This is a genomic window from Burkholderia sp. 3C (genome assembly GCF_054589155.1).
Genome location: NZ_BAAILN010000119.1, coordinates 125,483 through 140,345 on the forward strand (window position 1 = coordinate 125,483; position 14,863 = coordinate 140,345).

The following is a 14,863-nucleotide window of genomic DNA, read 5'->3' on the forward strand; positions in this document are numbered from 1 at the left end:
AGGCCGGGTTCAGAACGGACCCAGATGGATGGCGACCGCGACCAGCAGCGACGCGATGGAGATGACGAGCCAGGCGAGCGTGAGCGGGGCGACGAATTTCACCCAGCGGCCGAACGGAATCCGGGCGGTGACGAGCACGGCGATCAGCACGCCCGACGTCGGGTTGATGCAGTTCATGATGCCCTCGCCGAGCAAGACGGTCTGCACCGTCACCTGGCGCGTCAGATGCAGGGCATCGCCGAGCGGGGCGAAGATCGGAATCAGCGCGGCCGACTCTCCCGATCCCGAGGAAATGGCGACGTGAATGGCCGCCGAGCTGAAGAACATGCCGATCACGGCGGCCATCGGGTGGAGCGGGGCTAGCAGGTCGGCGAGCGCATTCACGAGCGGATCGAGGATGTGGCCGTTGGCCAGCACGGTCGAGATCGCGCGTGCGAGGCCGACGATCAATGCGCCGCTGGCGAGTTGCCCGCAGCCCGCGATGAAGGCGTTGGCGAGCGCCGACGGCGCGAGCCGGCATGCGAAGCCCGCACCGATCGCGATCGCCACGAAGGTCGCCATCATTTCGCTCTCGCTCCAGCCGAGCCGGGCCGCGCCGTAGATGAAGACGGCTAGCCCGCCGCCGGTCAACGCCAGCACCAGCCATTGGCGGCGGGTGGGTGCGTCGGGCGTTGCCGACTCATCCGCGGGCGAGGCGATGCCTGGCCGAGGCGCCTCGCCGCTGTCGCGTTGGCGCACGGCCACGCGAATCAGGAAAAGCACCGCCGCCGCCACGAACAGCACGAACACGGCGGCGCGAAACGCGAGCCCCGAAAATATCGGCAGTTCGGCTAGGCGTTGCGAAACCCCGGTGGTGGTCGGATTCATCACGGCCGCGTTGAATCCCGCGTAGGTGCCGAGATAGATCAGGCCGACGCCAAACTCGGCGGGCAGCCGCATCGAGCGGGCGATCAGCATGCCGAGCGGCACGAATGCCACCACCGCGTTGCTGACCGCGCCCATCGTGCCGAGCACGGAAAACACGATGCAGATGGCCGCGACGCCCACCAGGTTGTTGCCGCCCGAGCGTGCCCCGAGCCGTGCCACCGCGGTTTGAACCGCACCGGTTTTCTCGAGTACGGAGAACGTGCCGCCGGTGAACATGATGAGGAAAATCACGGCCGCCGTGTCGGTCACGCTCTTGCTGATGGCCATCAACATGCCGGCGGGGCCGATACCGTGCTGCGGCACCGCATGCAGCGAATGCGGCACGACGAACTTGACGCCGTCTCGCACCACCCGATCGAATTCGCCCGCCGGCAGGACCCAGGTGGCGAGCGCGGCCACCATCAGCACACAGAACAGCAGCACGTAAGGGCTCGTGGCCGGCTTGTCTGGGCGAGCGGGACCAGCGTTATCGGGGCTGGAATGCATGAGGGTCATGGAAGGCTCCGAAATCAGTTCTGTTGCAGCGACGGCGTATCGAAGACGGCTTGCATCGCCTCCAGCAGGGCGATATCGGTGCCCGCCCGGCCGATGATCTGCAGGCCGACGGGCAACCCGTCCACTTCGCCCGCGGGGACGCTGAGCGCCGGCAAGCCGGTCAGATTCCACGGGCTCGTGCGATCCAGCAGCGCGCCGCGCACTTCCATCTGCCGCCCGTCGAAGGTCACCGAACGCACATCCAGCACCGGTGCGACGATCGCCGTGGTCGGCATGATCAGCACATCGAAGCGTTCGAACGCGGGGTCGACCGATTCGCGCAACTGCTGTTGCTCGCGTCGCGCCCGAACGTATTCCCAGCCGCTGACCCGGGCGGACACGGCGAGCCGCTCGCGAACCTCCGTATCGAACGCCTGCGGCGCGTCGCGCATGCGTTCCGCGTGCACCTCATAGGCCTCGGCGCGTTGCAACGCCATCACGCCGGCATGCAGGCGCGGCACCAGCGCGGCGATCCCCTGATAGGCCTCGACCACGGCGCCGGCGGCTTCGAAGCGTTGGTCGGCGAATTGCCGGACCCGCTCGCCCACGCGGGGGTCCGCCGGGCCGAATGCATCGCTCTCGATCCAGCCGACGCGCAATATCCGCTGCGGGATCGGACGATCGGGACGCGCCGGAAAGCCGGGCAGGCGCATCGCCTGGAACATCAGCAGGGCGTCGCCCACCGTGCGCGCGATCGGTCCGACGTGATCGAGGCTGATCGACAGCGGAAACACGCCCTCGGTAGAGATCGCGCCCGCGCTCGGCTTGAAGCCGACCGTGCCGCACAGCGCCGACGGGATTCGCACCGAGCCGCCGGTGTCGGTGCCGACCGCGAGCGGCACCATGCCGGCCGCGACCGCCGCGGCGCTGCCCGCGCTCGATCCGCCCGTCATGCGGGTCGGGTCCTTCGGGTGGCGGGCGGCGCCCTGCAGCGAGCGATCTCCGGTGGGGCCGTAGGCGAATTCGTGCGTGAGCGTCTTGCCGATCACGATGGCTCCGGCGCGGCGCAGACGAGCCACGCAATCGGCATCCTGCGCGGCCTGCCTGCCTGCAAAGTGCGCGGAGCCGCAGGTGGCGGGCATGTCGAATGTGTCGATGTTGTCCTTCACGGCGACCGGCAGGCCATGCAGCGGCCCGGTCGGCCGGCCGCTGGCGAGGTGCCGATCGGCGGCGTGCGCGGCGCGCAGCGAAGCCTCGGGGTCGAGGTGGACGAAGGCGTTGACGCGAGGGTTGAGGCTTTCGATGGCCGTGAGACAGCGTTCGACCAATGCCGTGCTGGTGATGACGCCACGGCTCAAATCCGCCGCCAGCGATGAGGCCGATTCGAGGGCCGGCGCCGGTGTCGCTGCGCTGTCGTCTCGACCATTCATGCGTGCTTCCATGTTCAATCCGCCGTGATGCTGAATAAGTAACCCAAACGTTTGGGTTGGGTGTCAAAAAATAAACCCAAACGTTTGGGTTTTGCGAAATCTAATCGTGCCAATTTCCCTTGTCAAGCGCTGGCGGGGCGGTAGAATCGCGGGCATCGTCGCTCCTACCCCGTACTCCCATGTCTGTTCGACCGAGGCCCATTACCTTGAAATCCATCGCCGAGGCGCTGGGTTTGCATGTCTCGACCGTCTCGCGCGTGCTCAACGGCGATCCGCGCGATGCCGGCAAGGCCGCATCGCCCGAGGTGGTCGAGCGGATTCGTGCGTTCGCCGCGCAGCGCGATTACCGTGCCGACGTGCAGGCCAGTGCGTTGAAGACACGTCGCACGCGCGAAATCTCGGTGCTGATGCCGCGCCTGTCGGATCTCGTGATGGCGACGATCTATGAAGGCATCGATGATGCGGCCGCGACAGCCGGCTACCTCGCGTTTGTCGCCAACACGCTCGACGATCCCGAACGTCAGCGCGCGCGCGCCGACGAGGCGTTGCGGCGGCGTGTGGCCGGCCTGGTGATCGGCGATGCGCACATCGGCGAGGATCAACCGCTGCTCGACGAACTGCGCCGACGCGACGTGCCGTTCGTGCTGGTGAGCAGGGCGCAGGCGTCCTACCCGGGCGTGAGTTGCGACGACGAACTGGGCGGCAGGATGGTCGCGCGTCATCTATTCGAGCGTGGCCATCGCCGCGTGGCGGTCCTGGCCGGGGAGAAGCATGCGTCGACCGGTGCGGATCGTACGCGCGGTTTTCTGACGTTCTATCGCGAGCAGGGCATCGAGTTGGACGCGGGTTCGGTGCTGCATGGTCATTTCGACACGCACGCAGGCCGCGAGCTCGGTTCCCGATTGATGCGGGGGCGGGTTGCGCCCGAAGCCATCTTCGCGGTCAACGATTTCCTGGCGATCGGCGCGATGGGCGTCGCGCGCGACTGCGGCCTGCGGATCGGCCGCGACGTGGCGATCGTGGGTTACAACGACACGCCGCTGGCCGCCGAATTGCCGATCCCCCTCACCAGTGTGCGGCTGCCGATGTTCGAGATGGGCGGGCTGGCGGTGGAACTGCTGCTCGAGCAACTGGCGGGCGCGGCGCCACGTGCCGTCCTGCTTGCGCCGGCCTTGCAGGTGCGCGAGAGCAGTTCGCCGTGAACGGGGCGGCCGGCACCATCCGGATCGTCAGGCTTGCCGATTGGTGCCGGTAGCGTGGTTTGCGGCTGGCGCATGCGATGGTCAAAACGGCTGCAGCAGATATCGATCGACCTTCGGCGCCTTGGGATCGGGAAGCGTATCGAGGCGAGAGTTCAGCACATACACCGTGCCATCCTTGGTCACCGCTGCGGTTGGTTTCGATTCCTTGCTCTTTTGCGTGCGCAGGATCGTTGCGCTTTGCCAGCCGTCGGTCGACACGAGCTCGACGGTCCGGTCGATGCCGGCGTTCTGCACCACGATCAAATGGTGCGCGTCGATCAGATCGAAACCGTCAGCCCCGATGAGCGTCTCCGGAAGTTTGACCGGCGAGATTTTCGATGGATCGTCGAGGTCGATTCGGAACAGTTCGCCCGAGTTGGAGTTTCCGACCAGCAGATATCCGTCGGGATGGATCGCGATTCCGTTCAGGTTGAAGCCTTCGCGGGTCCAGAAGCGTGCATCCCGTGCGAATACCGAAACCTTGCCTTCGGTGTCGATACGGAAGATCACCGGCGCGAAGCTGTCGGTGACATAGGCGTTTCCGTGCGCGTCGAGCACCAGATCGTTCGCCAGGTGCACACCGGGTTCGAGGCGGGAGAGATCGAAATAGGCGCGCGGCTTGCCGGTGCTGGCGTCGTAGGTCGCCACCGCGGCCAGCTTGCCGTTGGTGGTGGCGGACGTGTGTTCGCCGACACCCGGGTCCGAGTTGGTGACCCAGAGCGTGTTGCGCCGATCGTCGACCAGCAGCCCGAGCGTCGATATCAGGCGCGGGTCCCGAATGAAGGCCGTGTAATGGCCGTCCGGCGTGAGCCTGCCGACCGTGCCATGCTGGACCGAGCCCACCATGAAAACCTGCTGCCGGGCCGACCACGTCACGCTTTCCGGATAAAGCTGATGAGCGGTAAAGCGAAGATCCGCGGCGGCTGCGATATCCGCGATCAGCGAGGCGGCCAGCAGCGCGGCGCCGATCGTCAGTTTGCGCGCGTAGCAGAGGCGGTTGCGGGGTTTGATTGCCGATTCATTCATGGGTATCACGCCGTCGATGGGGTGGCGAGATTGTGCGTGTGAGGTAGGTGTCGAACAATCCGCGAAGTCGCAAAGCTGGCTTGCGATCTTCGCAATCCTTAAGATATCGAGATGCTGAAAGACCTGGAGATATTCGTCGCGGTTGTCGAAGCCGGAAACTTCTCGGCGGCGGCATGGCAGTTGAACGTCGCGGTGTCGTCGGTGACACGCTGGGTCGACGCGCTGGAAGCGGAGTTGGGCCTGCCGCTGTTTCGGCGCGGCACGCGAAAGCTGGTTCTGACCGATGCCGGCGAGCGGTTCCTCGGCACCGCGCGCCACGTTCTGCTGGAGCTGTCCGAGGTGCGCGACGCCCTGGCGAACACCGATGCCGAGCCGAGCGGTTTATTGACGGTCGCCGCGCCGGCGACATTCGGGCGCCGGCATATCGCGCCCGCGGTGCGGTCGTTTCTGCTGAAATACCCGCAAATCAAAATCCAGCTTCAGTTGAGCGAAACCGTGATCGACCTGTCGGTCGAGCGAGCGGATGTTGCGATCCGGATCGGCCGCCCTGCCGATGGCGACCTGGTTGCCACCAAGCTTGCACCGTTGCGTCGGCTGGTATGCGCGGCCCCCGCGTATCTGGCGAGGGCCGGACGCCCCGACACGCTCAAGGCCTTGCTCGATCACGAATGCCTGAGCGTGTCGTCGCGGCCGACGCCGCAAGGAGTTTGGACTTTTCCGGGGGTGAATCGAGGCGCGCCATTGCCGGTCCAGGGCCGGTTTCAATGCGACGACACCGAAACCTTGCTCGATGCCGCCGTCGCCGGGCTGGGGGTCGTTCATCTCGCCAGTTGGCTGGTCAACGACGCGTTGCGGGACGGCAAGCTCGTCTCGCTGTTCCCGCTCGACGACGGCCGCAAGGTGAGCGATGCGCCGGCGATCTACGCGGTACGCCTGCCTGGCCGCTCGCATGCGACTCGGGCACGGCTGTTCGTCGAGCATATCGGCGCACACATCGGTGACCCGCCTTATTGGGATCGATCGTCGCAGTCGTGAAGAAAGCGTGTCGGATGGGCCGGCTTTGCCGGCCCGCGGACGAGATGTAGCACCGAGCCTGCATTTCAGCCGTGGCACTTACATTCGCGGGGCTTATACGATTGCCCGTCAAGGCATCCGACGCCCCCGATTGCGTCGAGCAAAAAACGCATCCTGCGCCGCCTTCTGCGCTGGCGTGCCCCACAGCGCACCCACGCCTCGCGCTTCGGCCTCGAGCCCGGCCGCCCGGTCTTCATGCACACCCGTTCGCACGACCGATTTCACGGCGGCGAGCGCCTCGCCCGAATTCCGGGCGATCAGGCTGGCCAGCGCCAGGGCGTGGTTGAGCAGCGCATCGGCCTCGACCACCTCGTTGACCAGCCCCGCCGCCAGCGCCCACTCTGGTGAGACCGGATCGCCCGCCAGCATCATCCGCAAGGCGCGAGGCACGCCGATGATGGCCGGCAGGCGCTGCGTGCCGCCCCAGCCGGGAAAGCTGGCCAGGGTGATTTCCGGCAAACCGAGGCGGGCCGTGTCCGCGACGATTCGCAAGTCGCACGCCAGCGCCAGTTCGAGGCCGCCGCCGAACGCCACGCCGTTGATCGCGGCGATGGTTGGCTTCGGGCAAGCTTCGATCCGGTCGAAGATGGTCTGGCCCCAGCGCATGTGGGCATACGCGTCCTCCGGGGAGAAGTCGCGCTGCTCGTTGATGTCCGCCCCGGCCGAGAACGCCTTCGCCCCCGCGCCCGTCAGCACGACGACGCGCGTGTCGTCGTCGTGGCCGAGCGCGGTGAACGCGGCGTCGAGGCTTTGCAGCAGCGGCTTGCTCAGTGCGTTCATGCGCTCCGGGCGTTCGAGCGTGAGCAGGGCGACCGCCCCGAACCGTTCGGTCCTGATCGTTTCCATGATGCGTTCCAGGTTGATGCTCGAAGTTTTCGCGACGATCACTCGGCGGACGCCGGCATGAGCAAGCCGCCTCGATCGCGTGCGGGCCGTTCCTTGATGGCACGCAGCGCCATCAGCGATTTGAGGAAATAATAATCGCCGTAGATGGTCGACTCGTCGATGCCCAGGCCATGAGGCAGGTCGGCCGTCGCATGCGCGAGGATCGCGGCACGCTCGTCGCGGATCAGGCAGTGCGAGCACAGCGCCTCGAGCATGGTTTCGGCCAGTTCGAGATGGCGTGCGTCGCCCGTCAAATCCCAGAGCCGCATGAGGCCATACGCGGTGATGGCGCCGGCCGACGAATCCTTGACGGCCGGCGCGCTCGCCAAATAATCCCACGGCGGGACGAAGTCGGCCGGCAGGTGTTGTTCCACGTAGTCCGCAACGCGGCGCGCGGCGGCGAGATAGTTCTGCGAGCCGGTCATGTCGGCCAGCATCGCAAACCCGCCCAGCGCCCAGCCTTGCCCACGCGACCACGCGCTCGATGCGTCGAGGCCCTGGTAGGTATCGCCGGCAATCGGCGCGCCGTTCGTCGTATCGAATCGGTAGACGTGGAAGACGGAGCCGTCGGCGCGCTGATGGTGGGCGAGCGCGGTCCGGGCATGACGGTGCACCACGTCGAGGAGGCGCTTGTCCGCTCCATGCTGGGTGGCCCACACGAGCAGCGGCAGGTTCATCAAGGTATCGATCAACACCGATCCCGACCAATTCTCCGCGCCGAAGAAACCCCAGCCGGGAATGAAGCCGCCCTGCGGGTTGAACTGCGCGGCAAGGCTCGTGGCGGCGGTCAGCGCCGCGTTCAGATAGCGCTCGTCCCCCGTGATGCGCCAGCCCTTGATCGCGCTCGGGTAGAACATGAAACCGAGATCATGGTTGATGGCGTCGGCGGCGCGGGGCAGCAGCCGATCGGTCAGCGACGTGGCGGCGTCGAGGAGGGCGGGGCTCTTGCGCGCCTCGTAACCGAGCCAGAGCAGGCCGGCCCAGAATCCGCCCGTCCATACGCCGTCGGGCGTGGTGCGCCATTCGCCGTGCTCGGTGATATGGGGAAAGTCGCCGCCGCGACGCGCCTGTGCCTCGACCTTGAGCACGGCCGTCTCGATGCCGTCGGTCAGCCAATCGTTCATGTCTTCTCCTCCGCAGATACGCTCGGCATGGTGGCCACGCCGAGGAAAGTTGTTTGACAACGTTGTCACTCTGCGTCAATTTTTTCTCGAATGCAAGTGCCATGGCAGCGGCATCGCCGGCATGTCGGGGTGGAAAAATCGAACTGATATGACGAAAAACGGCTGGTATTCAGGGTTTACGAGCCCGAAAAATTATCAGGTCTCTCGTTGACAACGATGCCATGTAGGAAATATCTTGTTTGCAATCGTTGTCATAAAAGTGCCGGGCATCGGCTGCTGGCTGCCTTGGGTGGACACCTTGGCGGCAAACACGAACACAAGGAGACATGACATGGCCGCACACCCCCTTCCCATCAAGCGATGGTGGATCATCCTGCCGGTCGCGTTCATCACGTACAGCCTCGCCTATCTGGATCGGGCGAACTACGGCTTTGCGGCGGCCGCCGGCATCGATCACGATCTCGGCATGAGCCGCTCGACCTCGTCATTGCTCGGCTCGTTGTTCTTTCTCGGCTACTTCTTCTTCCAGATTCCCGGCGGGATGTACGCGGAACGGCGCAGCGTGCGCCGCCTGATCTTCTTCAGCCTGATTGCATGGGGTGGGCTCGCGGCGCTGACGGGGGTGGTGCGCAGCGTGCCGATGCTGATGGCGGTGCGTTTCGCGTTGGGGATCGTCGAGGCGGCCGTCATGCCCTGCATGCTGGTGTACGTCTCCAACTGGTTCGTGAAGCGGGAACGCTCGCGCGCCAACACGATATTCCTGCTCGGCAATCCCGCGACCATCCTGTGGATGTCGGTGGTGTCCGGCTACCTGGTGCAATCGTGGGGCTGGCGCGTCATGTTCATTGCGCAAGGTCTGCCGGCGGTGCTGTGGGCGTTTGTCTGGATCGTGGTAGTGCGCGACAAGCCTGCGCAGGTCGGTTGGCTGACCGACCAGGAAAAGGCCGCGCTCGAAAGCACGCTGGCCGACGAGCAGAAGGATCTCGCGCCGGTGAAGAACTATCGCGAGGCATTCGTGACGCCCACGGTGTGGAAGCTCGCGGGCGTGCTGTTCTTCCAGAGCCTCGGCTTCTATGGGTTCCTGCTGTGGCTGCCGTCGATCCTGAGGCACGGCGCGACACTGAGCATGGTCAATACCGGCTGGCTGTCCGCGGTTCCGTACTTCGGTGCGGTGTTGTGCATGCTGCCGGTCGCATGGATGTCCGACCGGCTGCAGAACCGCAAGCTGTTCGTCGCCGTGCCGCTCGCGATCGCCGCCTTGTCGTTCTTCGCGCTGTATTTCGTCGGCGCGTCGAACTTCTGGGTTTCATTCGTTCTCCTGACGCTGGCGGGCGTTTCGATGTACGTGGTGTTCCCGCCGTTCTTCTCGATCGCGCCCGAGGTGTTGCCGCGAACGGTGGCGGGCGGCGCGTTGGCCTTGATCAACAGCGTGGGTGCGCTCGGCTCGTTCCTCGGTTCGTATGCGGTGGGGTATCTGACCGGGCTGACGGGCGACCCCGCCTCGTCCTATCTGTTCATGGGGTGCGCGTTGATCGTGGCCGTGGTGCTGGCTGGCAGCGTGCGACGCCGCCCGCGCGCTGCCTCGATTCCGATGGCCGCCGGCTCGGCCCGGTAACGCGGCTTTAAACTATTTTCAAATGGAGAATGGAATGCTCGAAGGTATGCGCATCGTCAGTTTTTGCCACTATCTGCAAGGTCCGGCATCCACGCAATATCTCGCCGACATGGGGGCGGACGTCATCAAGATCGAGGCGAGAGACGGTGCCTACGAGCGACATTGGTCCGGCGCGGGCGTGTTCATCGAGGATGTCAGCGCGTTCTTTCTGTGCGCCAACCGCAACAAGCGCGTCGTCGCACTGAACCTGAAGTCGCCGGAAGGCATCGAGATCGCGATGAAGCTGATCGACGAGGCGGATGCCGTGGTCGAGAACTTCCGGCCCGGTGTGCTCGACCGCCTCGGCCTGGGCTACGAGGCCGTGAAGGCACGCAAGCCCGACATCATTTATGCGTCGGCGAGCGGCTTTGGCGGGTCGGGGCCGATGCGCGACATGCCGGGGCAGGATCTGATGATCCAGGCACGCACCGGGCTGGTGGCGGCATCCGGCGGCGGCGCGACGGCGGTGGGTGCCGCGATCTGCGACCAGCACGGCGGGGCCCTGCTGGCGATGGGCATTCTCGGCGCCTATGTGAAGCGCTTGAAAACGGGCGCGGGCACGCGCGTGGAGGGCAATCTGTTCAACGCGGGCATTGATCTGCAAGCCGAAGCGATTACCAACTATCTGACGGCGGAGAAGAACCCGGCCGTGTTCGAGCGCGATGCCCATCTCTCGACGTGGTTTCACCAGGCGCCTTACGGCATTTATCGAACCGCGGACGATTGCGCGGTGGCGATCTCGCTGAACGATCCGGCGACGTTTGCCGAAGCGCTCGACGATGACGGCCTGCGCGCGCTCGCCGGTTGCAATCCCTATGAAGAGCGTGACGCGTATGCACGCGCCACGGCGAACGCGGTCGGACGCTACCGTCTCGATGCGTTGACCGAGGCGCTCGACGCCAAGGCGATGTGGTGGGCGCCGGTTCAGGACTACAGCGACCTGCGTGACAATCCGCAGGCGAAGCACAACCGCGTGTTCGAAACCGTCGAGGTGCGCAACGGCCAGGCCACGCTGATCAATCATCCGCTGCGTTACGACGGCGAGGTGCCGGCGGTGCGGCATCTGGCGATCGAGATCGGTCACGATACGCGGCAGATCCTGGAGGAGCTCGGCTACGCGCCGCAGCGGATCCAAGCGCTGGTGGATGCCGGCGTGGTGTCGGGGCGTGGTCTCGCGCAAGCGGCCGTGCCGGCGTGATGGACGCGCGCCCGGCAGTGAACGATTTCTACCTGAGCGCAGGCGATAGCGTCTCGCTCGAACGGCATGTCGGCGCGAAGGACATTCGCGCCTTTGCGGATCTCAGCGGCGACCATTCGCCCAATCATGTCGACGAGCAGGTGATGGCCGCCAGCCCCTATGGCCGCCTGATTGCGCACGGTGCGCTGTTGGTGGCGTACATGTCCGCCTGTTCGACGGCAATCGTCGAACGCGTGGAAGGCGTGCGCGATAGCGAAACACCGGTGTCGCTCGGCTACGATCGCATTCGCTTCCTGAAGCCAGTGTTCGCCGGCGATTCGATCCGGCTGGAATACACGATTCTCGACGTGGACACGAAACGGCGCCGGACCGTGGCGGAGATTCGCGTGGTCAATCAGGCCGGGGAACTGGTGTGCGTGGCCGAGCACATTCTGAAATGGGTGGCGGTGTCATGAATACAGAGAATCAAGCGACGCGCTTCGCGGGATGCTATTTCGACGACCTGAATGTTGGCGATGCGATCGATCTGGGCGGCATCTCCATCACCGATGCGAGCATCGTCGCGTTCGCGGGTGTGGGTGGGGATTTCTACGAGGTTCACACAGACGACGAAGCCGCGCGGCAACTCGGCTTCGAACGTCGCATCGCGCACGGCTTGTTGATCGTGGCGTTGGTCGACGCCATGAAAATGCGCTGTGCGTGGCGTTTGCAGGCGGTGGCCACGCTGTCGCTGACATGGGACTACAAGCAGGCGGTGGTCAGCGGCGACCGCATCACGGCAAGCATGCGCGTGGAATCGAAACGTGAGACGAAGCGACAGGATCGAGGCATCGTGATCCTGGGCATCGACGTCTTCAATCAGCGCGGGGAGTGCGTGCAGTCGGGCAAAACCACCACGATGATAGTGCGTCGAAGCACCGCTTAGCATCGTTCGCCGTTATTGCCGATGGATGGTCGGGCGGTGCTGTGACGTGGAGGGCCGAGCGGTGGTGCCGCGAATGATCAGCCGCGCCTCGAGTTCGACCCGATCGAGCGGGGATTTTTCTTCCAGCGTGTCGATCAGAAAGCGCCCGGCCTGCGTGCCCATTTCGATGGCGGGAACCTGCATGGTGGTGAGCGGCGGGTTCAGATGCGCGGCGAAATCGAGATCGTCGAAGCCGGTGATCGACATGTCGCCCGGCACCGCGATGCCGGCCGCGGTGCATTCCGCGAGGCAGCCGAACGCGAGAATGTCGCTGGTGCAGATGATCGCCTCGGGACGCGGGGAGAGATTCAGCAGCTTGCGCATGCCGTTACGTCCCGCCGTGATGGCGTAGGGGCCTTCTATGACGTGTTCCGGCGTAATCGTCAGGCCGTTCTCGTTCAAGGTTTCCTCGACCCCTTCGATACGGGCTCGTACCCGGTCGTTATCCTTGCGCACGCCGGTGAGCATCGCCATGCGGGTATGGCCGAGGCTCAGCAAATATTCGGTGACCTGTTTCGCCGCCTTCTTGTTATCGAACCCCACGCACGGGTGCGTGGCTTGGGGCGTGTAGACGTACGTATTGATATAGGGAACGTTGCGCAACTGCAGGAATTCGTAAAGCGCACGATCGTGCGCGTCACCGACCAGCACGATGCCCTCGGCGCCGCGTTCGATCATGAGTTGCGTTTGCTCCAGTTCCTTGCGCGTATCGAATCCCGACGTGGTCACGATCAGCGAATAACTGTCGTGGGCGAGTTCGGTTTCCAACGTATTGGCCAGGCGCGCGTAGATCGCATGTTCAAGCGTGGGGAGCACCGCCCCGATCATGCGGGTTCGACGGGAACGCAATGCACGGGCGGCATTGTTCGGCGTGTAGCCGAGCTTGTGCACGGCGGCCAGCACGCGCTGCGCAACTTCGTCGCGCACCACATCGGGCGTGCGCAGGACGCGGGACACCGTGGAGGGCGAGCAGCCTGCCGCGCGCGCGACGTCGTGTAGATTTACGGAAGCCATGGTGCTTGCAATCGTTGTCTGAATGGATGTTGCCGCATATCGAATGGGTTGCCCGGGTCATTGCATGGCAATGTAGGTATCTGCAAAGGATAATGCCGCCCCAAAGTGCTTGCAGATTACCATGAGTGCATCCGCTGGCAGTGAGTTTGAGTGACATTTGTGGCAACGTTATCAATTGATTTTGAGACCGAATTCGGCTGACTGATCGCTTTGTTATCGGGGAAATCGACGTCCTGCTGGTGGGGAACATCGTGAGGACAGGGCGGCGCTGCGCGACCTATCGGGATGCCGATGTGTCGGCATCCTCACGGTTCATGGCGTGCTTGCCATCGCCGCAGGGCGCGACGATTTTCGGCCGGAGGGAATGACTCGCCGGCCGGCGCCGTGGTGGCTTGCTCGACGAGCCGAGCATGGCAGGCGAGCGAGGAAAGGCTTTACGGATTCCTGAGCGATTCTTCGTCGATTTCACTCAGATTCATGCCCTTCGTTTCGCGCGAGAAATACAGCAGGATGCCACCGAGCAATGCCGCTGCGATCGAGAAAACGATGATCGAGGTGGACATCGAGATCGCCAGGTAATTCATGGTGGTGAGCGTAATGAAGGGCGCCAGGCCGCCGCCGATCACGCCGAAGTTGTACAGAAACCCCACGCCCGATGCCCGCACGTCGCGCGGCAGATTCTCGGTGAGAATCGTGCCCCAGATGCCCGATGCGCCAACCAGGAAGAACCCGCTCAGGAACGCGAAAATATAGGCCAATGCCGTATTGCCCGTGGTGAGCACGAGCCCGGCAACGCTCACCGAGCCGATGCCGATCATCGTGGAAATCGCCCAGCGCCGGCCGAGCTTTTCCGCGATGAAGCCGCTCGCGATGAAGCCCAGAATCTGGCCGATCGCCGACGCCATGGCCACGCCGCTGACGAACGAGGCGGGAAGATTCATGTTGCGCAAGTAGGTGGGCAGCAAGGCTTGGAACGGCCAGTTCCCGAAACAGAGCACGAACATCAGGACTGCGAGGTAAAAGACGCGCCCGGGGTATTCGGTGAACAGCTTGACGATGGGGTTCTTCCTGGTTTGATGAGCGGCCGTCGCTTGAGCCTGCTTCCACGCTTCCGATTCGGGCACGCAGAAAATGATGAACAGCCCGAGGATGAGCGCGGGAGGCAGCCCGACGAAGAACATGCCGCGCCAGCCGAACGTCGGGTAGACGAACTCGTACGCAAGCGCCGCGCCGATGGTGCCCAGCCCCCAACCGGTGTCGAGAATGCCGATGCCGATCGCGCGGTACTTCTCCGGCCACGACTCCGCCACCATCGCGGCGCCGAGCGAAAACCCGGGCGCCATGCCGAAACCGAGCAACAGGCGAAACACCGCGAGCGAAGCGAAGCTCCACGACAGCCCGGTCGCGACCGCGCCGGCGGTGAACCAGGCCAACGTAATCAGCAACGGGATCTTGCGGCCGATTCGGTCGCTCAGGCCGCCGAACGCGAGGCCGCCGATCCAGCGCACGCCGTAGGTCGCCAGCAGAAGCAGCGACGCTGTCGACAGCGCCACATTGAACGCATGGGCAATATCCTTCAGGACGAACGTGATGGCGAGGAAGTCGAGGGCGTCGTTGACCCAGACTCCCCACGCGGCGATCAGGACGCGCCATTGCGCGCCGGTGATCTCGCGATACCAGCGCGTCTTGCTCCTGGTTCGTCGATCCAAAGCGATTTCCGAAGGCATGGTGTCTCCCTGTGCGATGTTGGTGTGCGAGAAATGTAACCGGTCTCAAATTGAGAATCAATGCGTCTGCAAGCCAAATGCATGGGACCTAGGGTAGATACCTATCCTATTGAATCAGTTGGATA

General features: G+C 64.6%; 13 protein-coding genes. 6 read left to right on the forward strand and 7 right to left on the reverse strand.

Features of this window, described 5'->3' with window-relative positions:
• Nucleotides 1-9 precede the first annotated feature (9 nt).
• Together ACYP33_RS23830 and ACYP33_RS23835 are read right to left on the reverse strand one after the other, a co-directional pair.
• Nucleotides 10-1,422 carry a YfcC family protein gene (locus tag ACYP33_RS23830; RefSeq protein ID WP_459624218.1) on the reverse strand — a complete coding sequence of 471 codons (1,413 nt, stop codon included), beginning with the start codon at nt 1,420-1,422 and terminating at the stop codon, nt 10-12.
• A gap of 14 nt (nt 1,423-1,436) precedes the next feature.
• Complete coding sequence (locus ACYP33_RS23835) at nt 1,437-2,831, reverse strand: amidase (RefSeq protein WP_459624185.1); 1,395 nt, start codon at nt 2,829-2,831, stop codon at nt 1,437-1,439.
• 206 nt (nt 2,832-3,037) lie between these two features.
• On the opposite strand from ACYP33_RS23835, the gene ACYP33_RS23840 reads away from it, so the two are divergent.
• Entirely contained in the window at nt 3,038-4,033 is a 996-nt protein-coding gene (locus ACYP33_RS23840; RefSeq protein ID WP_459624186.1) for a LacI family DNA-binding transcriptional regulator, read from the forward strand.
• 81 nt (nt 4,034-4,114) lie between these two features.
• On the opposite strand, the gene ACYP33_RS23845 is transcribed toward ACYP33_RS23840, so the two are convergent.
• A complete protein-coding gene (locus ACYP33_RS23845) occupies nt 4,115-5,098 on the reverse strand; it encodes an SMP-30/gluconolactonase/LRE family protein (RefSeq protein ID WP_459624187.1) in 984 nt (327 codons plus the stop codon).
• Nucleotides 5,099-5,209: 111 nt separating this feature from the next.
• Between ACYP33_RS23845 and ACYP33_RS23850 the strand changes: the two genes are divergently transcribed.
• Entirely contained in the window at nt 5,210-6,133 is a 924-nt protein-coding gene (locus ACYP33_RS23850) for a LysR family transcriptional regulator (RefSeq protein ID WP_459624188.1), read from the forward strand.
• Nucleotides 6,134-6,241: 108 nt separating this feature from the next.
• Here the strand turns inward: ACYP33_RS23850 and ACYP33_RS23855 are convergent, their stop codons facing one another.
• Both ACYP33_RS23855 and ACYP33_RS23860 read right to left on the reverse strand, forming a co-directional pair.
• The gene (locus ACYP33_RS23855) at nt 6,242-7,060 is read right to left on the reverse strand and encodes an enoyl-CoA hydratase/isomerase family protein (RefSeq protein ID WP_459624189.1); all 819 of its coding nucleotides are present in this window, start codon (nt 7,058-7,060) and stop codon (nt 6,242-6,244) included.
• Nucleotides 7,057-8,181: a glycoside hydrolase family 88 protein gene (locus ACYP33_RS23860; RefSeq protein WP_459624190.1), complete on the reverse strand. Its 1,125-nt coding sequence runs from the start codon at nt 8,179-8,181 to the stop codon at nt 7,057-7,059. The genes ACYP33_RS23855 and ACYP33_RS23860 overlap by 4 nt, the downstream gene beginning before the upstream one ends.
• A 331-nt stretch (nt 8,182-8,512) precedes the next feature.
• Here ACYP33_RS23860 and ACYP33_RS23865 point away from each other — a divergent pair, with 331 nt between their 5' ends.
• Genes ACYP33_RS23865 through ACYP33_RS23880 form a run of 4 tightly spaced genes read left to right on the forward strand, consistent with a single transcriptional unit; the run spans nt 8,513 to nt 11,958 of the window.
• The gene (locus ACYP33_RS23865; RefSeq protein ID WP_414447125.1) at nt 8,513-9,796 is read left to right on the forward strand and encodes an MFS transporter; all 1,284 of its coding nucleotides are present in this window, start codon (nt 8,513-8,515) and stop codon (nt 9,794-9,796) included.
• Nucleotides 9,797-9,830: 34 nt separating this feature from the next.
• A complete protein-coding gene (locus tag ACYP33_RS23870; protein WP_459624191.1) occupies nt 9,831-11,033 on the forward strand; it encodes a CaiB/BaiF CoA transferase family protein in 1,203 nt (400 codons plus the stop codon).
• Entirely contained in the window at nt 11,033-11,488 is a 456-nt protein-coding gene (locus ACYP33_RS23875; protein WP_459624192.1) for a MaoC family dehydratase, read from the forward strand. Before ACYP33_RS23870 ends, ACYP33_RS23875 begins: the two co-directional genes overlap by 1 nt.
• On the forward strand, nt 11,485-11,958 hold the full coding sequence (locus tag ACYP33_RS23880; RefSeq protein WP_459624193.1) for a MaoC family dehydratase: 474 nt from the start codon (nt 11,485-11,487) through the stop codon (nt 11,956-11,958). Before ACYP33_RS23875 ends, ACYP33_RS23880 begins: the two co-directional genes overlap by 4 nt.
• A gap of 12 nt (nt 11,959-11,970) precedes the next feature.
• Here ACYP33_RS23880 and ACYP33_RS23885 read toward each other — a convergent pair whose 3' ends face one another.
• The gene (locus ACYP33_RS23885) at nt 11,971-13,011 is read right to left on the reverse strand and encodes a LacI family DNA-binding transcriptional regulator (protein WP_459624194.1); all 1,041 of its coding nucleotides are present in this window, start codon (nt 13,009-13,011) and stop codon (nt 11,971-11,973) included.
• Between the two features lie 434 nt (nt 13,012-13,445).
• On the reverse strand, nt 13,446-14,720 hold the full coding sequence (locus tag ACYP33_RS23890) for an MFS transporter (protein ID WP_459624195.1): 1,275 nt from the start codon (nt 14,718-14,720) through the stop codon (nt 13,446-13,448).
• Nucleotides 14,721-14,863 lie beyond the last annotated feature (143 nt).

What these genes read in the sequence shown, in the direction of transcription:
- ACYP33_RS23830 (WP_459624218.1), bottom strand. Translation starts at nt 1,422, where the DNA reads ATGACCCTCATGCATTCCAGCCCCGATAACGCTGGTCCCGCTCGCCCA.
- ACYP33_RS23835 (WP_459624185.1), bottom strand. Translation starts at nt 2,831, where the DNA reads ATGAATGGTCGAGACGACAGCGCAGCGACACCGGCGCCGGCCCTCGAA.
- ACYP33_RS23845 (WP_459624187.1), bottom strand. Translation starts at nt 5,098, where the DNA reads ATGAATGAATCGGCAATCAAACCCCGCAACCGCCTCTGCTACGCGCGC.
- ACYP33_RS23850 (WP_459624188.1), top strand. Translation starts at nt 5,210, where the DNA reads ATGCTGAAAGACCTGGAGATATTCGTCGCGGTTGTCGAAGCCGGAAAC.
- ACYP33_RS23860 (WP_459624190.1), bottom strand. Translation starts at nt 8,181, where the DNA reads ATGAACGATTGGCTGACCGACGGCATCGAGACGGCCGTGCTCAAGGTC.
- ACYP33_RS23865 (WP_414447125.1), top strand. Translation starts at nt 8,513, where the DNA reads ATGGCCGCACACCCCCTTCCCATCAAGCGATGGTGGATCATCCTGCCG.
- ACYP33_RS23870 (WP_459624191.1), top strand. Translation starts at nt 9,831, where the DNA reads ATGCTCGAAGGTATGCGCATCGTCAGTTTTTGCCACTATCTGCAAGGT.
- ACYP33_RS23875 (WP_459624192.1), top strand. Translation starts at nt 11,033, where the DNA reads ATGGACGCGCGCCCGGCAGTGAACGATTTCTACCTGAGCGCAGGCGAT.
- ACYP33_RS23880 (WP_459624193.1), top strand. Translation starts at nt 11,485, where the DNA reads ATGAATACAGAGAATCAAGCGACGCGCTTCGCGGGATGCTATTTCGAC.
- ACYP33_RS23885 (WP_459624194.1), bottom strand. Translation starts at nt 13,011, where the DNA reads ATGGCTTCCGTAAATCTACACGACGTCGCGCGCGCGGCAGGCTGCTCG.